Source organism: Pseudomonas sp. RW3S2, assembly GCF_014268955.1.
Taxonomy (GTDB): domain Bacteria; phylum Pseudomonadota; class Gammaproteobacteria; order Pseudomonadales; family Pseudomonadaceae; genus Aquipseudomonas; species Aquipseudomonas wayambapalatensis.
This window is the reverse complement of the sequence record NZ_JABWRM010000001.1, coordinates 63,430-84,271: the sequence shown is the minus strand read 5'-3', so window position 1 is coordinate 84,271 and position 20,842 is coordinate 63,430. Positions and strand designations below refer to the sequence as shown.

Here is a 20,842-nt window from a genome sequence, read left to right as displayed (position 1 = left end):
GTTCTCCATAAAATAAAAGCGCGCTCGGCTTGAAGATGGAGCGCGTCGGGTTTGATGGTTAAAATGCGGGCTCATTATAACGGGTTGCGAAACGCAGATGAGCAGCACCTGGCATATTCTCGGCGCCGGCAGCCTCGGCAGCCTCTGGGCCTGTCGCCTGGCACGGGCGGGCAAGGCCGTGCGCCTGGTGCTGCGCGACGAACAGCGCCTGTCAGATTATGAAGCCGAAGGCGGCCTGACCCTGATCGAACAGCACCAGGCAACGCAATTCGCCATCCCGGCACAGACCTGCGAGGGCGAAGGCCCCATCCACCGCCTGCTGGTGGCGTGCAAGGCCTACGACGCCGGGCCTGCCGTCGCGCGCCTGGCGTCGCGGCTGGCCGAAGGTGCTGAGCTGATCCTGCTGCAGAACGGTCTCGGCAGCCAGGATGAAGTGGCCGAGCAGGCTCCCCACGCCCGCTGTATCTTCGCCTCCAGCACCGAAGGTGCGTTTCGCGAGCGCGACTGGCAGGTGCGGTTCGCCGGCCAGGGCTTCAACTGGCTGGGCGATCCGGGCAATCCTGGCGTCCCCGAATGGTTCGGCGATCTGAGCGAGGCCGGCATCCCGGCCGAGTGGTCGTTGGACATACTCACCCGCCTGTGGCGCAAGCTTGCACTCAATTGCGCGATCAACCCGCTGACGGTGCTTTACGACTGCCAGAATGGCGGGCTGCTTGGTCACCTGCTTGAAGTCGACCAGCTGTGCCTGGAACTGACCGCCCTCCTGCGCAGTGCCGGGCAAGCCCAAGCCGCCGAAAACCTGGCCGATGACGTCCAACGGGTGATCGTGGCGACCGCGGCCAACTACTCTTCGATGTACCAGGACGTGCGCGCAGGCCGACGTACCGAGCTGCACTACCTGCTTGGCCATGCCTGCGACGTTGCCGCCCGGCATGGCCTGGCGACACCTGGCCTGGAACACCTGCGCCAACGCCTGGTCGATAACCTGCAGGCACGCAACCTGCCCAGCGACTGACGCTGCCCACCCACCGACACGGACATCACCTCGCCCATGACCCTGCGCCAACGCCTGGAAAACCTCCCGGTCGGGCAAAAACTGCTGGCCGCCCTGCTGGTGCTGCTGGTCACCATCCTGCTGGTGGCCAACCTGGCCTTCATCAGCGCCGCCTACTGGATCACCCAGGAAAGCATGGCTCCCCAGGCGCTGCAGACCATCGGCCGATTGGTCGCCAACCCGCAGCTTTCCGCGCGCGCCAGCGACACCCCGGAAACCGCCAGTGCCTTGCTCAAGGAGCTCGACAGCTATTCACCGCTGCGCGCCGCCGCCGTGTATGCCAGCGACGGGCGCCTGCTGGCCCAACTGCAACATGGCCAGCCACTGAGCATGCCCAAGCGCTTCCGCAACATCGACGGCTGGCGCCTCACCGAGTTTCGCAGCACCCAGCTGATCGCCCTGCCCCGTCCAGGCAGCCCGCCCGCGCACCTGCTGCTGGTGGCCAGCAGCGAATTGCCGGTCGCGTTCTATACCGGCACCCTGTCTGCCAGCCTGGCGATCCTGGTGTTCAGCATCCTGCTGTGGCTGATCATCGCCCGCCAGATCAAGCGCCTGATCACCCAGCCGATCAACCGCCTCGAGGAGCTCTCGCGCCAGGTGACCCGCGAGGAGAGCTACGCCCTGCGTGCGCAACGTGGCAACGACGACGAAATCGGCAGCCTTGCCGAGGCGTTCAACACCATGCTGTCGCGTATCGAAGCGCGCGAAGACCAGCTCAAGCGTGCCCGCGACGAGTTCCAGTCGGCCTTCGACCAAGCCCAGGGCCTGGCCGAGGAGACCCGCCACACCAACCGCAAGCTGGAGCTGGAAGTCCAGGTACGCAGCAAGATCGAGAAAAAGCTGACAGGCTTCCAGAATTACCTGAACAGCATCATCGACTCCATGCCTTCGGCACTCATCGCCCTCGACGAGCAGCTCTACGTCACGCAATGGAACCAGGAAGCCACCGTACTTTCCGGAACGCCGCTGGACGAGGCGCTGAACCAACCCATCTTCATCGCTTTCGAGCCACTCAAGCCATTCCTGCCACAGCTCAAGGAGACGGTGGAAAAACACCGGGTAGCGAAGGTCGAGCGGGTCACTTGGCCCAAGGACGACGAGCCACGCCACTACGCGCTCACGTTCTACCCGCTGACCGGCGGCGGCGGGCGCGGGGTGGTGATCCGCATCGACGACATCACCCAGCGCCTGTCGCTGGAAGAAATGATGGTGCAGTCGGAAAAGATGCTCTCGGTCGGCGGGCTGGCGGCAGGCATGGCCCACGAGATCAACAACCCGCTGGGCGCGATCCTGCACAACGTGCAGAACATTCGTCGACGCCTGTCGCCGGAACTACCGCGCAATCAGGAACAGGCCGAGGAACTGGGCATCGACCTGGCCAGCATCAACCGCTACCTGGACGGCCGCGAAGTGCCGCAACTGCTCGACGGCATCCAGCAAGCCGGCGCGCGGGCCGCGAAGATCGTCACCCACATGCTCAGTTTCAGCCGCCGCAGCAACCGCCAACTGGCGCCTTGCAACCTGCCCGCCTTGATCGACCAGGCGGTGGAAATCGCCGGCAACGACTTCGACCTGACGGAGGGCTTCGACTTCAAGGGCCAGGCCATCGTCCGCCAGTTCGACCCCGAACTCGGCCCCGTGCCCTGCACCGCCAACGAGCTGGAACAAGTGCTGCTCAACCTGCTGAAGAACGCGGCCCAGGCCATCCATCAGCGCCCGGCACCCAGCGAACCCGGTCGCATCACCCTGCGCACTCGCCTCAATCCGCCGTGGGCCGAAATCCAGGTGGAAGACAACGGCATCGGCATGCCCGAATCGGTGCGCAAGCGCACCTTCGAGCCGTTCTTCACCACCAAGGAGATTGGCCAGGGCACCGGCCTGGGCCTTTCGGTCTCGTACTTCATCATCACCAACAACCACAAAGGGCAGATGGAGGTGCATTCCACCCCAGGCCAGGGCACCTGCTTCACCTTGCGCCTGCCCTTGAGCCCGCTGGGGGCCATGCCCTCGGCCAAGACGGAGGCATGACATGGGCTATCGCCTGTCGAAGATCTACACCCGCACCGGCGACAAGGGCGAGACCGGCCTTGGCGACGGTCGCCGCGTCCCCAAGGATCATCCGCGCATCGAAGCCATCGGCGAGGTGGACATGCTCAACAGCCAGTTGGGCGTGCTGCTCGCGGGGCTGGCCGAGCACGGCCTGGATGAACTGAGCGAGGTGCTGGCGCCTTGTCAGCATCGTCTGTTCGACCTCGGCGGCGAGCTGGCGATGCCCAGCTACCAGGCGCTGGACCAAGCGGAGGTACAACGCCTGGAAGCGGCCATCGATAGGTGGAACGAGGAGCTAGGGCCGCTGAAGAATTTCATTCTGCCCAGCGGCTCGGCACTGGTGGCCCAGGCCCATGTGTGCCGCGCCCAGGCGCGGGGGGCGGAGCGGCGCTGCCAGCAGTTGAATGCCATCGAACCGCTTGAAGGGGTGGGGTTGGCCTACATCAACCGGCTGTCGGACCTGCTGTTTGTCGCATCGCGGATCATCGGGCGACGCCAGGGGATAGCCGAGGTGCTGTGGCAGCCTGCCGAGAAACCGCAGGGCTGAAATTATCGGGGCCGCAAAGCGGCCCCAGATATTCAGACTTCGGGCCAGAACGCCCGAATCCCTGCAACACCTTGCGCGCCAGCCTCCCAGGCACGCTCACGCTCACCCGGCCCGACCCCGCCCAGCAGGAACACCGGCTGGTTGAAGCCTGCGATCAACCGCTGCGCCTCCTCCCAGCCCATCGGCGTGGCCTCGGGGTGGGTCTGGGTCGGCTGCACTGGCGACAGGGTGACAAAATCCACGCCCATCTGCCGTGCCAGCTCCAGTTCCTCGGCGCCATGGCAGGACGCCGCCAGCCAGCGATTCTGCGGAAACGGTCGCCCCTTGGCAGCGTACTTGCGCAATTGCGCCGCCGTCAGGTGCCAACCCGCGGACGGGAAGTCACCCAGCCACTCCAGTGGCCCCTTGAGCATCAGCAGGGCCTTGCCCGCACAGAGGCCGACCGCATCCACCGCCACATCGCGGTACTTGGGGTCGTACATGTCTGGCGCACGCAACTGGATCAGCCTGATACCCGAGGCCACTGCCTGCTGGATGCCCCGCAGCAACACGGGGGTATCGAGCCCATCCGGGGTGATCAGGTACTGGTCCGGCAGGCGCGTAGCCGCCACGATCGGTTTGTTGGCCTCGGGAAACGCATACTGCTCCAGATCTCGCGGCGCAACCCACGCCAATGGCTGGCCCTCGGCGCCGTGGGGCTCGCCGCTGAAGGCCGACACCTCACGCACGTCCAGCAGCACCTGCTTGTCCGGGTAGTCATGGCTGACCTTGATCAGCGGCCGAGAGGCGCTGACGGCGATACCCAACTCCTCGTGCAGCTCACGGGCCAGCGCGGCCTCGACGCCCTCGCCCTCTTCCACCTTGCCGCCGGGGAACTCCCACAGGCCGCCCTGGTGCTGGGTGTCGGCGCGACGTGCGATCAGGATGCGCCCGTCGGCGCCGCGAATGACCGCTGCAACTACATGAATCCGCTTCACCCTTTACGCTCCAGCAGGCCCGCCTTCTGCCAAGCCTGGAAGGCTTGCCAGTTGTAGATCGTTTCGATGTAGGCCGCGGCATCCGCAGGCACTTGCACACGATAGGTACGCAAACGCACTGCCACCGGGGCGAAGAAGGCATCGGCCAGTGTGGGTCGTCCGAACAGGAACGGGCCGCCGTCCTTGGCCATCAGACGGCACTCCGCCCACAAGGCGACGATGCGATCGATATCGACCTGCACTTCGAGCGGCACGCTGTCCAGGGCCTGGTCGCGCGACAGATCGAACGGCATCGCACCACGCAAGGCGAAGAAACCGCTGTGCATCTGCGCACAAGCCGATCGCGCCTGGGCACGCGCAGCGACATCCGCCGGCCACAGCTGCGCCTCGGGATGCTGTTCGTTGAGGTATTCGGCGATGGCCAGGGAGTCGGCGATCACACCGTGCTCGGTCTTGAGCAGCGGAACCTTGCCGGTGGCCGAGAATTCGAGGAGGCGCTTGCGAGTATCGGGCTGGTTGAGCTTGATCAGTGTCTCGTCATAACCGACGCCTGCCAGCTCCAGGGCCAGGGCACCGCGCAGCGACCAGGAGGAATACAGCTTGTCGCCGATGATCAGGTGATAGCTCATGGTTCGGCTCCGTTAAATCTTGGGATTCGGGGCTGCTGCGCAGCCCATCGCGGCACAAGGCCGCTCCCACAGGCCTGCGAGCGTGTGGGAGCGGCCTTGGGTGGATCAGGTACGGTACTCAGCGTTGATCTTTACGTACTCGTGGGACAGGTCGGTGGTCCAGATGGTTTCGCTGCACTGGCCGCGACCCAGCTCGATACGGATGGTGATCTCTTCCTGGGCCATCACCGCCGAGCCTTGCTCTTCGGTGTAGCTCGGGCTGCGACCGCCCTTGCTGGCGATGCACACGCTGTCCAGGTACACATCGATCAGGCTGACGTCCAGCTCCGGCACGCCTGCACGGCCGACAGCGGCCAGGATGCGGCCCCAGTTGGGATCGGAGGCGAACAGCGCAGTCTTGATCAGCGGCGAATGAGCGACGGCATAGCCGACGTCCAGGCATTCCTGGTGATTACCACCACCGTTGACCTGCACGGTGACGAACTTGGTCGCGCCTTCGCCGTCACGGACGATGGCCTGGGCCACTTCCATGCACACCTCGAACACGGCCTTCTTCAGCGCCTCGAACAGCGCGCCGCTCGCTTCGGTCACCTCCGGCAGGTTGGCCTTGCCGGTGGCGATCAGCATGCAGCAGTCGTTGGTCGAAGTGTCGCCGTCGATGGTGATGCGATTGAACGACTTGTTGGCGCCGTCGAGCATCAGGTCCTTGAGCACAGCCGGGGCGACCTTGGCGTCGGTGGCGATGTAGCCGAGCATGGTGGCCATGTTCGGACGGATCATGCCCGCACCCTTGCTGATACCGGTGACGGTGACGGTGACGCCGTCGTGCTGGAACTGGCGGCTGGCCCCCTTGGGCAGGGTGTCGGTGGTCATGATGCCAGTAGCGGCTTCGGCCCAGTGGTTTTCCGAAAGGTTGTCCAACGCAGCCTGCAGCGCACCTTCGATCTTCTCGACCGGCAGCGGCTCGCCGATCACGCCGGTGGAGAATGGCAGCACGGACTCGGCAGGCACGCCCGTCAGCTCGGCCAGCTTGGCGCAGGTGCGCTCGGCGGCGGCCAGGCCCGGCGCACCGGTACCAGCGTTGGCATTACCGGTGTTGGTCAGCAGGTAGCGCACGGTCCCCTGCACGCGCTGCTTGGAGAGGATCACGGGAGCGGCGCAGAAGGCGTTGAGGGTGAACACGCCAGCAACGCTGGAGCCTTCGGCGCAGCGCATCACCACCACGTCCTTGCGCCCAGGGCGCTTGATGCCCGCCGAAGCGATGCCGAGTTCGAAACCGGGAACCGGGTGCAGGGTAGGCAGGGGACCGAGACCGACAGCCATTGAAGCGCTCCTAGAAAATGAATGGTTTGCGAAAAGCGGGGCCGCTTTGCGCCCCATCGCGGCACAAGGCCGCTCCTACAGGTTCTGTGCGATGCCTGCAGGAGCGGCCTTGTGCCGCGATGGGCCGTCAAGCGGCCCTGTAGATGTCAGGTGACGGATCGAATCACTCGATCTGACCATGGCAATGCTTGAATTTCTTGCCCGAACCACACCAGCACGGCTCGTTGCGGCCCAGCTTCTGTTCGTTGCGAACCGGCGCAGAGGCAACTGCCACATCGGCGCCCTCCTCGCTCAGTTGCTCGCCTTCCAGACCTGGGGCAGCGGCGTGCTGGAACTGCATGCGGCTGGCCAGCGCCTCGGCCTCGCGGCGCAGGCGGGCTTCTTCTTCGGCAGGGTCTTCGCGGCGGACCTGGACGTGCGACAGCACACGGATGGTGTCGCGCTTGATCGACTCCAGCAGCTCCTGGAACAGGGTGAACGACTCGCGCTTGTACTCCTGCTTCGGGTTCTTCTGGGCGTAGCCGCGCAGGTGGATACCGTGACGCAGGTGGTCCATGGTCGACAGGTGGTCTTTCCACAGGTCGTCCACCACACGCAGCAGAATCTGCTTCTCGAAGGTGCGCAGGGCGTCGATGCCGGCCTGGTCTTCCTTCTCGGTGTAGGCGGTGGTGATCTCGTTCAGCAGCTTCTCGCGCAGGGTTTCCTCGTAGAGGTGATCGTCCTCGTCGAGCCACTGCTGGATCGGCAGCTTCATGGCAAAGTCGCTGGACAGCGAAGCCTCAAGACCGGCCACGTCCCACTGCTCGGGCAGCGACTGCGGCGGAATGTGCTGGCTGATGGTGGCGTCGAGCACTTCCTTGCGGAACTCGGCGATGGTGTCGCCGATGTTCTCGGCAGCCAGCAGGCTGTTGCGCATGTGGTAGATCACCTTGCGCTGCTCGTTGGCCACGTCGTCGTATTCGAGCAGCTGCTTGCGGATGTCGAAGTTGCGACCTTCGACCTTGCGCTGCGCCTTTTCGATGGCGTTGGTGACCATGCGGTGCTCGATGGCCTCGCCGGATTGCATGCCCAGCGCCTTCATGAAGTTCTTCACCCGGTCGGAGGCGAAGATACGCATCAGGCTGTCTTCCAGCGACAGGTAGAAACGGCTCGAACCGGCATCGCCCTGACGGCCGGCACGACCGCGCAACTGGTTGTCGATACGACGCGACTCGTGACGCTCAGAGGCGATCACGTGCAGGCCACCGGCTTCCAGAACCTGCTGGTGGCGCTTCTGCCAGTCGGCCTTGATCTGCGCGATCTGCTCGCTGGTCGGGTTCTCCAGTGCGGCGACTTCGGCTTCCCAGTTACCGCCCAGCAGGATGTCGGTACCACGACCGGCCATGTTGGTGGCGATGGTCAGGGCGCCCGGCGCACCGGCCTGGGCGATGATCTCGGCTTCCTTTTCGTGATACTTGGCGTTCAGGACCTTGTGGTCGATGCCTTCCTTCTGCAGAAGGTTGGACATGTGCTCGGAGGTCTCGATGGTCGCGGTACCCACCAGGACAGGACGGCCCTGGGCCATGCTTTCCTTGATGTCGGCGATGATCGCTGCGTACTTCTCGTCGGCGGTGAGGTAGACCAGGTCGTTGAAGTCTTTCCGAGCCAGCGGCTTGTTCGGCGGAATGACCATCACGTTGAGGCTGTAGATCTGGGCAAACTCGAACGCTTCGGTGTCGGCGGTACCGGTCATGCCGGACAGCTTGGTGTAGAGACGGAAGTAGTTCTGGAAGGTGGTCGAGGCCAGGGTCTGGCTTTCGGCCTGGATGTTCAGGTTTTCCTTAGCCTCGATGGCCTGGTGCAGGCCCTCGGACAGGCGACGGCCTGGCATGGTGCGGCCGGTATGCTCGTCGATCAGCAGGATCTGACCGTCCTGGACGATGTACTCGACGTTGCGGTGGAACAGCTTGTGCGCACGCAGGCCCGCGTAGACATGGGTGAGCAGGCCCAGGTTGTGGGCCGAGTAGAGGCTCTCGCCTTCGGCCAGCAGGCCGGACTGGGTGAGCATCTCTTCGATGAACTGGTGACCTGCCTCGTTGAGCTCGACCTGGCGGCTCTTCTCGTCGATGGTGAAGTGACCCTCTTGAGTCACCTGGCCTTCGACTTCTTCGATGTGCTGCTTCAGGCGCGGGATCAGGCGATTGATCTCGATGTACAGCTTGGAGCTGTCTTCGGCCTGGCCCGAGATGATCAGCGGGGTACGCGCTTCGTCGATGAGGATGGAGTCGACTTCGTCGATCACGGCGAAGTTCAGCTCACGCTGGAACTTCTCGTCCTGGCTGAACGCCATGTTGTCGCGCAGGTAGTCGAAACCGAATTCGTTGTTGGTGCCGTAGGTGATGTCGGCAGCATAGGCGGCGCGCTTTTCCTCCGGCGGCTGGAAGGCCGAGACGATGCCCACCTTGAGGCCGAGGAATTCGTAAAGCGGACGCATCCAGTTGGCGTCACGGCGAGCCAGGTAGTCGTTGACCGTGACCACGTGCACGCCCTTGCCGGACAGCGCGTTCAGGTATACCGCCAGAGTACCGACCAAGGTCTTGCCTTCACCGGTACGCATTTCTGCGATCATGCCCTCGTGCAGGGTCATGCCGCCTATGAGCTGGACATCGAAGTGGCGCATGCCCATGACACGCTTGCCGGCCTCACGGGCCACGGCGAAGGCTTCGGGCAACAGCTGGTCGAGGGTTTCGCCTTTGGCCAGGCGCTCTTTGAACTCTGCGGTCTTGCCACGCAGTTGCTCGTCGGAGAGGGCCACCATCTTCTCTTCGAAGGCATTGACGGTGCTGACCGTCTTGAGCATGCGCTTGATTTCACGCTCGTTCTTGCTTCCAAAAAGTTTTTTTAACAAAGGCGCAAACATATCGGCAGGATCTTCCACACTTAGGGATGGAGGGCGGCCCCGTGAGTCGCCCGTGCAGCCCTTGGGCCGCATGCGAACGAGCATTCTACCCGGAAACGTTGGTGAGGAAAGTGGTGGATTTCCACGATGCTGGCACAGCGCTTTTAACGGGGCTTCTCTAACATAGGGACATTTTCACCAAGTTCAAGGCAGCCAGACATGAAACGTGTTGGGCCGCCTCGCGCGCAGGCCTGCGCGCACACGCGCTGCACCGTCCTCAGCAGCGGGCTGCCGGCAAAGCGTCCGGCACAGGCAACGGCCCTGGTGGCATCTGTTAGACTGCCAATCTTGTAACCTCATGCGTACTCAGATGGCCTACAAACCCCCTTCCGCCCAGCCACCCGCCGCCTTGCTGCGCCAGGCCAGGCCGCTGCGCCTGCTGCTCAACCAGGCCGAGCGCCTCGAGCATCTGCAGCGTTTGCTGGAAAGCCAGTTGCAGCCCGCTGCCCGGGCACACTGTCATGTGGCCTCCTGGCGCGATGGCTGTTTGCTCCTGGTGGTGACCGACGGCCATTGGGCCACCCGTCTGCGCTACCAGCAGAAGCGCCTGCTGACCACGCTGCGCGCCATGGACGCCTTCGCCAACCTGCAGCGCATCAGATTCCAGGTGCAACCACCCGTCGGCGCCCCCGCCCGCCCGACACAGACCACCGAGTTGTCGCAACAGGCGGCACAAAGCCTGCGCGAGACAGCGCAAGGCATTGGTGACGAAAAACTGCGGGCCGCGCTGGAGCGGCTTGCTGCACACGCCCACGACAAGACCTGAAGTTCCCGGCGCTATTTCCGAAAGTGCCAAACACTGCTCTGCCATGGGCGCGCCAATAAAAAAGGCCACCCGAAGGTGGCCTCAATGAACTAGAGAGTGTTCGAACTTACACGGCCGCAACAGGGCGCATGTAGGAGATCGGTGCCGTACTGGCATCTTCGAAAGTGACCACTTCCCAGGCGTCCGTTTCCGCGATCAGCTTGCGCAGCAACTGGTTGTTCAGCGCGTGTCCGGACTTGTAGCCCTTGAACTCGCCGATCAGGCTGTTGCCCAGCAGATAGAGGTCGCCGATGGCGTCGAGGATCTTGTGCTTGACGAATTCGTCATCGGAGCGAAGTCCGTCTTCGTTGAGCACACCGGTCTCGTCGACCACGATGGCGTTCTCGACACTGCCGCCCAACGCAAGGTTGTGCTTGCGCAGGTACTCGATGTCACGCATGAAACCGAAGGTGCGTGCTCGGCTGACTTCCTTCACGAACGACGTGCTGGAGAAATCAACCACTGCACTCTGGGTCTGGCCCTTGAGGACCGGATGATCGAAGTCGATCTCGAAGCTCACCTTGAACCCGTCGAAAGGCAGGAAGGTGGCGCGCTTGTCGCCCTCCTCCACGCTCACTTCGCGCAGGATGCGGATGAACTTTTTCGCGGCGTCCTGTTCTTCCAGGCCGGCGGACTGAATCAGGAATACAAAGGGTCCGGCGCTGCCATCCATGATCGGCACTTCCGAGGCGGAGAGCTCGACGTAGGCGTTATCGATGCCCAGGCCCGCCATGGCGGAGAGCAGGTGCTCTACCGTATCGACCTTGACGTCACCGTTGACCAGCGTCGTCGACATGGTTGTCTCGCCGACGTTGGCCGCACGCGCCGGGATTTCGACCACAGGGTCGAGGTCGGCGCGGCGGAAAACGATGCCGGTATCCAAGGGTGCTGGCTTGAGAGTCAGGTAGACCTTCTCTCCGGAATGCAGGCCGACACCTGTGGCACGAATGGTATTCTTCAGGGTGCGTTGTCTAATCATGGCATTGGCCGCTTTAGCGCTAATTGCGAATTGGTATCAACAAAGGCTGAGAATGATAGCAGACCCGGCCTTTGCTGAACACCAATCACCCTTATACCCCTGATAAATTCCATCAATCGGCCTGGCGACGCAGGAAGGCCGGGATGTCAAGGTAGTCCAGATCGTCCTGTGGGTTGAGTTTAGCCGCGGCCGCAGCGCCTGCATGCGCCTGGTTGCGCATCACGGTCGGACGCTCCAGGTCACGGTAGTTCACTGCCGACTGCTCCTGGCGAACCGGGGCCGGATTGGAGGACTCGTACACCTGCTGTGCGGTCTGCAGGGTATTGTCGACGACCTTGACCGGCTTCTCGATGCGCGCACCCAGGCCAGTGGCAACCACGGTGACGTGCAGCTCGTCGCGCATGTCAGGATCGATCACGGTGCCGACCTTGACCATTGCGTGGTCGGAGGCGAAGGCCTCGATGATGCTACCCACATCGGAGTACTCACCCAGCGACAGGTCAGGACCTGCGGTGATGTTTACCAGAATACCGCGGGCACCCTGCAGGTTGACGTCTTCGAGCAGCGGGTTGCGAATCGCCGCTTCGGTGGCTTCGCGAGCGCGGTTCGGACCGCTGGCGCAGCCAGTGCCCATCATCGCCATGCCCATCTCGCCCATCACGGTGCGTACGTCGGCGAAGTCGACGTTGATCATGCCCGGACGCTTGATGATGTCGGAGATACCGCGCACGGCGCCAGCCAGCACGTCGTCGGCCTTGGCGAAGGCAGACAGCAGGCTTGCATCCTTGCCCAGGATGGTCAGCAGCTTCTCGTTGGGGATGGTGATCAGCGAGTCGACGCTTTCAGCCAGCATGCGGATGCCTTCGTCGGCGATCTGCATGCGCTTGCGACCCTCGAACGGGAACGGACGGGTCACCACCGCAACGGTGAGGATGCCCATTTCCTTGGCCACTTCGGCGATGATCGGCGCAGCACCGGTACCGGTACCGCCGCCCATGCCGGTGGTGATGAACACCATGTTGGTGCCTTGCAGCACTTCGGCGATGCGCTCACGGTCTTCCAGCGCGGCCTGACGACCGACTTCCGGATTGGCACCGGCACCCAGGCCCTTGGTCACACCGGTCCCCAGTTGCAGGATGGTGCGTGCGCCAATGTTCTTCAGCGCCTGGGCATCGGTGTTGGCGCAGATGAATTCCACACCTTCGATGCTGCTTTTGACCATGTGGTTGACGGCGTTGCCACCACCACCACCGACACCGATCACTTTGATGACCGGGCTTTGCGGGACGTTGTCTACGAGCTCGAACATTTTCCCTCTCCTTACAGTTCTCTAGTTTTTGCGCCTACCACTACTGCTTTGAAACTTAGAAGTTGCCTTGGACCCAGCGCTTGAAGCGCTCAAGCACCGGGGCCTTAGGTTCATCGCCATAGCTGTTGCTGCTGCTGTTGCCGGTCAGGGGCAGGTCCTCGGTCTGCTTTTGCAGGCCGTAGGTGAGCAGTCCCACGCCGGTTGAATAGATCGGGTTGCGCACCACGTCGCTCAGCCCCCGAACGCTGTGCGGCACGCCGAGGCGTACCGGCATGTGGAAGATTTCTTCGGCCAGTTCCACCGCGCCTTCCATCTTCGAAGTACCGCCGGTAAGGACGATGCCGGCCGGCACCAGGTCCTCGTAGCCGCTGCGACGCAACTCGGCCTGGATCAGGGTGAAGAGTTCGTCGTAACGCGGCTCGACCACTTCTGCCAGGGCCTGGCGCGACAGTTCGCGCGGCGGACGATCGCCGACACTCGGCACCTTGATGGTCTCGCCGGCACCGGCCAGCTTGGCCAGGGCGCAGGCGTAGCGGATCTTGATTTCCTCGGCGTACTGCGTGGGCGTGCGCAGGGCCATGGCGATGTCGTTGGTGACCTGGTCGCCAGCAATCGGGATCACCGCGGTGTGGCGGATCGCGCCTTCGGTGAAGATGGCGATGTCGGTGGTGCCGCCGCCGATATCCACCAGGCACACGCCCAGTTCTTTCTCGTCATCGGTCAACACCGAGTAAGCCGAGGCCAGTTGTTCGAGAATGATGTCGTCAATCTCGAGGCCGCAGCGGCGCACGCACTTCTCGATGTTCTGGGCGGCGTTGACCGCGCAGGTGACCACATGGACTTTCGCCTCCAGACGCACGCCAGACATGCCCAGTGGCTCACGCACACCTTCCTGATTGTCGATCACGTAGTCCTGCGGCAGGGTGTGCAGCACGCGCTGGTCGGCCGGGATGGCCACGGCCTGGGCGGCGTCGAGCACGCGCTCGAGGTCGGCGACGCTGACCTCACGGTCGCGGATGGCGACGATGCCATGGGAGTTCAGGCTGCGAATGTGGTTGCCGGCAACACCGACGAACGCCGAGTGGATACGGCAGCCGGCCATCAGCTGCGCTTCTTCCACCGCGCGCTGGATCGACTGCACGGTCGACTCGATATTCACCACCACGCCTTTCTTCAGGCCGCGGGAGGGATGCGTCCCGATCCCGACGATCTCCAGGGTGCCGTCCGCCGCCACTTCGCCCACCAGCGCCACCACCTTGGAGGTGCCAATGTCCAGCCCGACGATCATTTTGCCGCTATGCGCGTTTGCCATGGTCCTGCCTCTCTCTAATTCTTCGCAACGGCGGGTTGGGCCGTCGTCGGTGCATTCGGTTCCCGCCAGCCAACCGCTAATCCGTTGGCGTATCGCAGATCGATGCGGGCGATGTTGGTGATCTGCTCTTTGAGTGTCTTGTCGTAAATGGCAATGAACCGGCGCATCTTCTCCACCAGATGATCGCGCCCCAACAGCAGCTCGACGCCAGGACCGGCGCTACCCGCGCCAGTGGTCAGGAACCAGCTGCCTCGCTCGCGCAGCTCCAGGCGAGCGATGGAGAAGCCCATGGGGCGCAGCATCTGGCTCAATACCTGATACTGCTGCATGACTTGTTGCTGAGCGCGCTGCGGCCCGAACAGCTGCGGCAAATGCTCATAGTTGGCCAGCTCGCGCGGGGTGAACGCCTGGCCCTGGTTGTTGAGCAAGGCCTCATCGCCCCAGCGCGCGACCGGCAGTTGTTCCTCGAGGCGGATCACCACCTCGTCCGGCCATACCCGACGCACTTCGGCGTGGGCGATCCATGGCATCTGCTCGAGCTCCGCACGCATCGCCGGCAGGTCGACACTGAAGAAGCTCGCGGCGACATAAGGCGCGATACGCTGCTGCACCGCCTGCTGGCTGATGTAGCTCAGATCACCCTGCACGGCGATCTTGGTGATCGGCCGGTCGGCGTAAGGCATCAAGCGGATCGCGCCTTCATAGGCACCGAAGCCGGCAGCGACCAGCAGCACCGGCCACAGCAGGCGTTTCAACCCACCGAAACTGGGTCGTGGCAGGCGCGCCGATACGGGCTCGTCGGCCACCAGTCGGCTGGCACCACGTGGCACCGGCTTGCTACGGCCGGTAACGGGTTGCTGCTGACGTATCATCGCGCCTTGCATGGCTCTTAACCTCGCGTCGCTACGCTTTCGGCCAGGATCGCCAGCACCAGTTGCTGGAAGTCCAGACCGGCCGCGCGGGCCGCCATGGGCACCAGGCTATGATCAGTCATGCCAGGTGCGGTGTTGACTTCGAGCAGCCAGAACCGGCCCTGCTCGTCCTGCATTACATCCAGACGGCCCCAGCCCTCGATGCCGATGGCATCGCAGGCGCGTGCAGTCAGGTCCATCAGTTCCTGTTCCTTGCCGGCGTCCAGGCCGCAGGGAATGCGGTACTGGGTGTCGTTGGCGATGTACTTGGCGTCGTAGTCGTAGAACACGTGCGGCGTACCCAGTGCGATCGGTGGCAGCACCTGCCCGCGCAGCACCGCAATGGTGAACTCCGGGCCATGGATCCACTGCTCGACCAGCACCTGCGAGTCGTAGCGGGCGGCGTCCTGCCAGGCGGCAACAAGCTCTTCGACACTGTTCACCTTGGCCATGCCGATGCTGGAACCTTCATGGGCCGGTTTGACGATCAGCGGGAAGCCCAGTTCCTTGCCAGCCTCGACACAGTCGCTTTCGCTGGCCAGCACGGCGTGACGCGGGGTCGGGATACCCAGGCTCTGCCACACCTGCTTGGTGCGCAGCTTGTCCATGGCCAGTGCCGAGGCAAGGATGCCGCTGCCGGTGTAGGGAATGCCCAGGCACTCGAGCAAGCCTTGCATGCTGCCGTCTTCACCACCGCGGCCGTGAAGAATGATGAAGGCACGGTCGATCTTCTCGCTTTGCAGGCGCGCGAGCAGATCGTCGCCCACATCGATGGCAACCACATCCACACCGGCCGAGGTCAGCGCCTCGATCACCGCCGCACCCGACTTGAGCGAAACCTCGCGCTCGGCGCTCTTGCCGCCATAGAGCACGGCGACGCGGCCGAAGGCCTTGACGTCGAGCGTGGAGTGCAGTTTGTCGTAGGCGGTACTCACAGCGGTTTCTCCTGCTTGGCGACAGCGCCAGCGAACAGCGGGCTTTTCATCAGTTGCGGGGCCAGGCCACCCACATCGCCGGCACCCTGGCAGATCAGGATGTCACCGGCGCGCAGCAGCGGCTTAACCAGTGGCGCAAGCTCAGCGCCACGTTCGATGTAGATCGGGTCCAGCTTGCCGCGCTGGCGGATGCTGTGGCACAGCTGGCGGCTGTCGGCGCCGGGGATCGGCTCCTCTCCGGCCGGATAGACTTCCATCAGCAGCAGCACGTTGGCATCACCCAGCACCTGCACGAAGTCGTCGTAAAGATCGCGGGTGCGGCTGTAGCGGTGCGGCTGGTAGACGATGACCAGGCGCCGGCTCGGCCAACCACCGCGCACGGCCTTGATCACCGCCGCCACTTCGGTGGGGTGATGGCCATAGTCGTCGACCAGCATCACGCTGCCGCCTTCGACTGGCAGCTCGCCATACACCTGGAAGCGTCGCCCCACACCCTGGAAGCCCGACAGCCCCTGGATGATGGCATCGTCACTGATGCCCTCGTCGGTGGCGATGGCGATGGTGGCCAGGGCGTTGAGCACGTTGTGGTTGCCCGGCATGTTCACCGACACTTCCAGCGGCTCGCAGTCGCGACGCAGCACGGTGAAATGCGTCTGCATGCCCTGCTGGCGCACATTGATGGCGCGGATGTCGGCCTCTTCGCTGAAGCCATAGGTGACGGTGGGGCGCTTGACCTGAGGCAGGATCTCGCGCACGACCGGATCGTCCAGGCACATCACGGCCAGCCCGTAGAACGGCAGGTTATGCAGGAACTCGACGAAGGTCTTCTTCAGCTTGTTGAAGTCACCTTCGTAGGTTGCCATGTGGTCGGCGTCGATATTGGTGACGACGGCGACCATCGGCTGCAGGTGCAGGAAGCTGGCATCGCTTTCATCGGCTTCGGCGATCAGGTAGCGGCTGGTACCGAGCTGGGCGTTGGTGCCAGCGGCGGTCAGACGGCCACCGATGACGAAGGTCGGATCCAGGCCGCCGGCAGCGAACACCGAGGCCAGCAGGCTGGTGGTGGTGGTCTTGCCGTGGGTACCGGCGACGGCGATGCCGTGGCGGTAGCGCATCAGCTCGGCCAGCATTTCGGCACGCGGCACCACCGGGATACGGCGCTCGAGCGCGGTGGCAACTTCAGGGTTGGCCGGATTGATTGCGCTGGAAACCACCAGTACATCGGCGGTGGCAGCGTTCTCGGCACGGTGACCCACGAAAATTTCGGCGCCGAACGACTCCAGGCGCTGGGTGACCGGCGAGGCCTTGAGGTCGGAACCGGACACTTCGTAGCCCAGGTTCAGCAGCACTTCGGCGATACCGCACATGCCCACGCCGCCGATACCGACGAAGTGAATGCGACGAATGCGGCCCATCTTGGGCTGCGGCATGGCTTTCTGGCTTTCAACCATGGGCCACCTCCAGGCAGATATCGACCACGGTGCTGGTTGCAGCAGGCTTGGCCAGGCGACGTGCAGTGCCGGCCATGGTGTTGAGTTTCTCGGGTTGCATCAGCACCTCGTTCAGGCGTTCAGCGAGCTGCGCTGCGCCAGTTGTCGCTTGTGGCATCAGGAAGGCAGCACCTTCGCGAGCCAGATATTGCGCGTTGTGGGTCTGGTGATCGTCGATCGCGTGGGGCAAGGGCACCAGCATCGAGGGCAGGCCCGCCGCCGCGAGTTCGCTGACGGTCAGGGCGCCGGCCCGGCACACCACCATGTCGGCCCAGCCATAAGCGTGGGCCATGTCTTTGATGAAAGGCTCTACCTGAGCCTCGATCCCGGCCTCGCGATAACGCTCGGCGGTGATCGACGCATGTTGCTTGCCAGCCTGGTGGAACACCTCTGGACGCAGGTCTGCAGTCACTTCGGACAGGGCCTTAGGCAGCAATTTGTTCAATGGTTCCGCACCGAGGCTGCCGCCGAGCACCAGAAGGCGCGCACGACGCTCGGCAAGTGCCGCACGGGGCGCTTCCAGGAACAGTTCCGGGCGCACCGGGTTACCGGTAGTCCGACGTTTTTCGCTGGCAGCGAAGGTGTCGGGGAAAGCTTCGCAGACTCGTGCGGCCAGTGGCACCAGCAGCCGATTGGCGGTACCCGCGCGGGCATTCTGTTCGTGAATCACCAGCGGCACACCGCACAGCCGCGCGGCAACACCGCCAGGGCCTGTGACATAGCCGCCAAAGCCCAGCACGCACACCGGCTTGAGCTCACGAATGATGCGCCGCGCCTGCAGCACGGCCTTGACCAGGGTGAACGGCGCCTTGAGCAGCGACAGCTTGCCCTTGCCACGCAGCCCGCTGACCTGGATCAGGTGCAGCGGCAAGCCGGCCTGGGGCACCAGTTCGTTCTCGATACCCCGTGGCGTACCCAGCCAATGCACGCTGTAGCCGCGCGCCTGGAATTCGCGGGCGCAGGCCAGGGCCGGGAACACATGCCCCCCGGTGCCACCGGCCATGATCAGTACGTTCTTGCCATCAGCGGCCATGACTGGTCTCCTCGGCAAAATCGCTCTCTTTGAACTCGTGTTCCTCGCTGCCCAGGTGCGTTCGACTCTCCCACTCGATACGCAGCAACAGCCCCACACAGGCGCAGCAGATCACCAGCGAGCTGCCCCCGTAGCTGAGGAATGGCAGCGTCAGCCCCTTGGTCGGCAGCAGGCCCACGTTCACACCAATGTTGATCAGGAACTGGCCGATCCACAGGAAGGCCAGGCCGAAGGCCATGTAGGCGGCGAAGAACTGCTTGGCCTTCTCGGCCCACAGGCCGATGTACAAGGCACGGATGGTGACGAACACGAACAGTGCCACGGTGCACAGCGAGCCAACCACGCCAAGCTCTTCGGCCAGCACCGAGAACACGAAGTCGGTGTGCGCCTCGGGCAGATAGAACTGTTTCTGTACGCTGTTGCCCAGGCCGACGCCCAGCCACTCGCCACGACCGAAGGCAATCAGTGCCTGGGTCAGCTGGTAGCCCGAACCGAACTGGTCGGACCAGGGGTCGGTGAAGGTGATCAAGCGCGCCATCCGGTAGGGTTGCGCCTGAACCAGAATGAACACCGCGACCACCGCCAGCACCACCATCAGCGAGAAGCGGAACAGCCCCACCCCACCGAGGAACAGCATGGCCGCCGCAGCGCCCATCATCACCACGGTGGCGCCGAAGTCAGGCTCCATCAGCAGCAGGCCGGCCATGGGCAGCAAAACGATGAACGGCTTGAAGAAGCCCATCCAGCTCTCGCGCACCTCGGTCTGACGACGCACCAGGTAACCTGCGAGGTAGATGACCACGAAGACCTTGGCGATTTCCGACGGCTGGACGTTGAAGAAGCTGAAGCCAATCCAGCGCATCGAACCGTTCACCTCCCGGCCGATGCCTGGTACCAGCACCAGCACCAGCAGGCCGAAGGCGCCGATCAGCATGAGGAAGCCCATGCGCTGCCAGGTGGCGATCGGCACCATCATGGTCAGGCCGCAGGCACCCAGCCCCAGGGCGACGTACACCAGGTGGCGGATCATGTGGTAAAGCGGGTTGCCCGACTGCACCGCGGCGACTTCCGAGGAGGCCGAGGTGATCATCACCAGGCCCAGGCCAAGCAGGGCCAGGCAGCCCGCCAGCAGCGGGAAGTCCAGGTCGATGCCACGACCGCTGATCAGCGGCGAGGGATAGGGCTTGAGGATACCGAAGATCATGCCAGCCCCTCCGCCGCCTGGGCGAACAGCCGCCCGCGCTCTTCAAAATTCTTGAACATGTCGAGGCTGGCGCAGGCCGGCGACAGCAGCACCGCGTCACCTGGCTGGGCGAGCTCGGCGCAGCGCTGCACGGCTTCGTCCAGGGTCTTGACCCGCACCAGCGGCACGCTGTCGCCGAAGGTCTCGGCCAGGCGCTCGGCGTCACGCCCCAGCAACACCACGGCGCGGCAATGCTTGCCCACCGGCTCGCGCAGAGCAGAGAAGTCCGCCCCCTTGCCGTCACCGCCAGCGATCAGGACCAGCTTGCCATCGATATCGGCGCCCAGGCCCTCGATGGCGGCCAGTGCCGCACCGACGTTGGTGGCCTTGGAATCGTCGTACCAGTTCACGCCATTACGCTCGCGGATCCACTGGCAGCGATGGACAAGGCCCTTGAACTCGCGCAGGGCTTCGAGCATCGGCTCGAACGGCAGACCGGCGGCATGGCCCAGGGCCAGGGCGGCCAGGGCATTGCTCTGGTTGTGCGCACCGCGGATCTTCAGATCGCGCACGGGCATCAGGGTGCGGAACTCGAATGCCAGGTGTTTCTCGCCCGCAACATCACGCAGGCCGAAGGCCTTGAAGTCGGGGGTGTTGAGGCCGAAGGTCCAGCATGGAATGCCCTCGACCGGCAGCGGCCGGCTCAGGGCATCCTGACGGTTCACCACCACTTGGCGCGCACCCCGGAAGATGCGGTGCTTGGCCAGGTGATAGGCCGGCAGGCCACTGTAGCGATCCATGTGGTCTTCGCTGATATTCAGTACGGTCGCCACTTCGGCGTTGAGCTGGTCGGTGGTCTCCAGCTGGAAGCTCGACAGCTCCATCACATACAACTCGACTGCATCGTCGAGCAGGTCCAGCGCCGGCGTACCGAGGTTGCCACCGACAGCGACGCGCTTGCCGGCCTTGGCAGCCATCTCGCCGACCAGGGTGGTCACGGTGCTCTTGGCGTTGGAGCCGCTGATCGCGATGATCGGCGCCTTGGCATGGCGGGCGAACAGTTCGATGTCACCGGAGAGCTTCACGCCTCGTGCGGCGGCCTGCTGCAACGCCGGGGTAGCCAGTGCCAGGCCGGGGCTGACGTAAAGCTCGTTGGCGCGGCACAGGAAGTCCACATCCAGTTCACCACAGCGCACTTCCACCTGCGGGTATTCACGGCGCAGGGTCTCCAGTTCCGGCGGTTGCTCGCGGGTATCGGCGACCGCAAAGGCGATGCCCCGGTTCGCCAGGAAGCGAACCAGGGACATGCCGCTCTTGCCGAGGCCGACAACGATGCGGAATTGGTCGGAAGCGATCAGTGACACGCTC

The 20,842-nt window shown here is 64.0% G+C and carries 17 protein-coding genes; 4 read left to right on the top strand and 13 right to left on the bottom strand.

The window, feature by feature from the left end; genetic code table 11:
• The first annotated feature begins 97 nt into the window (after positions 1-97).
• Genes HU748_RS00395 through HU748_RS00385 form a run of 3 tightly spaced genes read left to right on the top strand, consistent with a single transcriptional unit; the run spans position 98 to position 3,650 of the window.
• On the top strand, positions 98-1,015 hold the full coding sequence (locus HU748_RS00395; RefSeq protein ID WP_186718775.1) for a putative 2-dehydropantoate 2-reductase: 918 nt from the start codon (positions 98-100) through the stop codon (positions 1,013-1,015).
• A 36-nt stretch (positions 1,016-1,051) separates the two neighbouring features.
• A complete protein-coding gene (locus tag HU748_RS00390) occupies positions 1,052-3,082 on the top strand; it encodes an ATP-binding protein (RefSeq protein WP_186718773.1) in 2,031 nt (676 codons plus the stop codon).
• Position 3,083: 1 nt separating this feature from the next.
• Positions 3,084-3,650, top strand: coding sequence for a cob(I)yrinic acid a,c-diamide adenosyltransferase (locus tag HU748_RS00385; protein WP_186668024.1), 567 nt, complete (start codon positions 3,084-3,086; stop codon positions 3,648-3,650).
• Positions 3,651-3,682: 32 nt separating this feature from the next.
• Here HU748_RS00385 and HU748_RS00380 read toward each other — a convergent pair whose 3' ends face one another.
• From HU748_RS00380 to secA, 4 genes are all read right to left on the bottom strand, one after another.
• On the bottom strand, positions 3,683-4,627 hold the full coding sequence (locus HU748_RS00380; protein WP_186710313.1) for a Nudix family hydrolase: 945 nt from the start codon (positions 4,625-4,627) through the stop codon (positions 3,683-3,685).
• Positions 4,624-5,256, bottom strand: coding sequence for a glutathione S-transferase family protein (locus tag HU748_RS00375; RefSeq protein WP_186668028.1), 633 nt, complete (start codon positions 5,254-5,256; stop codon positions 4,624-4,626). The genes HU748_RS00380 and HU748_RS00375 overlap by 4 nt, the downstream gene beginning before the upstream one ends.
• Before the next feature lie 105 nt (positions 5,257-5,361).
• Entirely contained in the window at positions 5,362-6,579 is a 1,218-nt protein-coding gene (gene argJ, locus HU748_RS00370) for a bifunctional glutamate N-acetyltransferase/amino-acid acetyltransferase ArgJ (protein WP_186668030.1), read from the bottom strand.
• A 163-nt stretch (positions 6,580-6,742) separates the two neighbouring features.
• Positions 6,743-9,478 carry a preprotein translocase subunit SecA gene (gene secA / locus HU748_RS00365; RefSeq protein WP_186710312.1) on the bottom strand — a complete coding sequence of 912 codons (2,736 nt, stop codon included), beginning with the start codon at positions 9,476-9,478 and terminating at the stop codon, positions 6,743-6,745.
• A 349-nt stretch (positions 9,479-9,827) separates the two neighbouring features.
• On the opposite strand from secA, the gene HU748_RS00360 reads away from it, so the two are divergent.
• Positions 9,828-10,283, top strand: coding sequence for a DciA family protein (locus HU748_RS00360; RefSeq protein WP_186668033.1), 456 nt, complete (start codon positions 9,828-9,830; stop codon positions 10,281-10,283).
• Positions 10,284-10,389: 106 nt separating this feature from the next.
• Here HU748_RS00360 and lpxC read toward each other — a convergent pair whose 3' ends face one another.
• From lpxC to murD, 9 genes are all read right to left on the bottom strand, one after another.
• Positions 10,390-11,301: a UDP-3-O-acyl-N-acetylglucosamine deacetylase gene (lpxC, locus tag HU748_RS00355; protein ID WP_186718771.1), complete on the bottom strand. Its 912-nt coding sequence runs from the start codon at positions 11,299-11,301 to the stop codon at positions 10,390-10,392.
• 112 nt (positions 11,302-11,413) lie between these two features.
• Positions 11,414-12,610, bottom strand: a complete 1,197-nt coding sequence (gene ftsZ, locus HU748_RS00350) for a cell division protein FtsZ (protein ID WP_054894013.1) — start codon at positions 12,608-12,610, stop codon at positions 11,414-11,416.
• 55 nt (positions 12,611-12,665) lie between these two features.
• Positions 12,666-13,922: a cell division protein FtsA gene (gene ftsA / locus HU748_RS00345; protein ID WP_054894012.1), complete on the bottom strand. Its 1,257-nt coding sequence runs from the start codon at positions 13,920-13,922 to the stop codon at positions 12,666-12,668.
• 14 nt (positions 13,923-13,936) lie between these two features.
• Positions 13,937-14,806: a cell division protein FtsQ/DivIB gene (locus tag HU748_RS00340; RefSeq protein WP_186668035.1), complete on the bottom strand. Its 870-nt coding sequence runs from the start codon at positions 14,804-14,806 to the stop codon at positions 13,937-13,939.
• Positions 14,807-14,811: 5 nt separating this feature from the next.
• Positions 14,812-15,768, bottom strand: a complete 957-nt coding sequence (locus HU748_RS00335) for a D-alanine--D-alanine ligase (protein ID WP_186668037.1) — start codon at positions 15,766-15,768, stop codon at positions 14,812-14,814.
• Complete coding sequence (gene murC / locus HU748_RS00330) at positions 15,765-17,219, bottom strand: UDP-N-acetylmuramate--L-alanine ligase (protein ID WP_054894009.1); 1,455 nt, start codon at positions 17,217-17,219, stop codon at positions 15,765-15,767. The genes HU748_RS00335 and murC overlap by 4 nt, the downstream gene beginning before the upstream one ends.
• On the bottom strand, positions 17,212-18,291 hold the full coding sequence (murG, locus tag HU748_RS00325) for an undecaprenyldiphospho-muramoylpentapeptide beta-N-acetylglucosaminyltransferase (RefSeq protein ID WP_186718770.1): 1,080 nt from the start codon (positions 18,289-18,291) through the stop codon (positions 17,212-17,214). The genes murC and murG overlap by 8 nt, the downstream gene beginning before the upstream one ends.
• Positions 18,281-19,492: a putative lipid II flippase FtsW gene (ftsW, locus tag HU748_RS00320; RefSeq protein ID WP_186668402.1), complete on the bottom strand. Its 1,212-nt coding sequence runs from the start codon at positions 19,490-19,492 to the stop codon at positions 18,281-18,283. The genes murG and ftsW overlap by 11 nt, the downstream gene beginning before the upstream one ends.
• Positions 19,492-20,838, bottom strand: coding sequence for a UDP-N-acetylmuramoyl-L-alanine--D-glutamate ligase (murD, locus tag HU748_RS00315; RefSeq protein ID WP_186718769.1), 1,347 nt, complete (start codon positions 20,836-20,838; stop codon positions 19,492-19,494). The genes ftsW and murD overlap by 1 nt, the downstream gene beginning before the upstream one ends.
• Between the last annotated feature and the right edge of the window lie 4 nt (positions 20,839-20,842).

Coding starts and splice junctions, on each gene's coding strand:
- HU748_RS00375 (WP_186668028.1), bottom strand. CDS start 5,256: ATGAGCTATCACCTGATCATCGGCGACAAGCTGTATTCCTCCTGGTCG.
- secA (WP_186710312.1), bottom strand. CDS start 9,478: ATGTTTGCGCCTTTGTTAAAAAAACTTTTTGGAAGCAAGAACGAGCGT.
- HU748_RS00385 (WP_186668024.1), top strand. CDS start 3,084: ATGGGCTATCGCCTGTCGAAGATCTACACCCGCACCGGCGACAAGGGC.
- murC (WP_054894009.1), bottom strand. CDS start 17,219: ATGGTTGAAAGCCAGAAAGCCATGCCGCAGCCCAAGATGGGCCGCATT.
- lpxC (WP_186718771.1), bottom strand. CDS start 11,301: ATGATTAGACAACGCACCCTGAAGAATACCATTCGTGCCACAGGTGTC.
- HU748_RS00340 (WP_186668035.1), bottom strand. CDS start 14,806: ATGCAAGGCGCGATGATACGTCAGCAGCAACCCGTTACCGGCCGTAGC.
- ftsA (WP_054894012.1), bottom strand. CDS start 13,922: ATGGCAAACGCGCATAGCGGCAAAATGATCGTCGGGCTGGACATTGGC.
- HU748_RS00395 (WP_186718775.1), top strand. CDS start 98: ATGAGCAGCACCTGGCATATTCTCGGCGCCGGCAGCCTCGGCAGCCTC.
- ftsZ (WP_054894013.1), bottom strand. CDS start 12,610: ATGTTCGAGCTCGTAGACAACGTCCCGCAAAGCCCGGTCATCAAAGTG.
- HU748_RS00390 (WP_186718773.1), top strand. CDS start 1,052: ATGACCCTGCGCCAACGCCTGGAAAACCTCCCGGTCGGGCAAAAACTG.
- HU748_RS00360 (WP_186668033.1), top strand. CDS start 9,828: ATGGCCTACAAACCCCCTTCCGCCCAGCCACCCGCCGCCTTGCTGCGC.
- argJ (WP_186668030.1), bottom strand. CDS start 6,579: ATGGCTGTCGGTCTCGGTCCCCTGCCTACCCTGCACCCGGTTCCCGGT.
- murG (WP_186718770.1), bottom strand. CDS start 18,291: ATGGCCGCTGATGGCAAGAACGTACTGATCATGGCCGGTGGCACCGGG.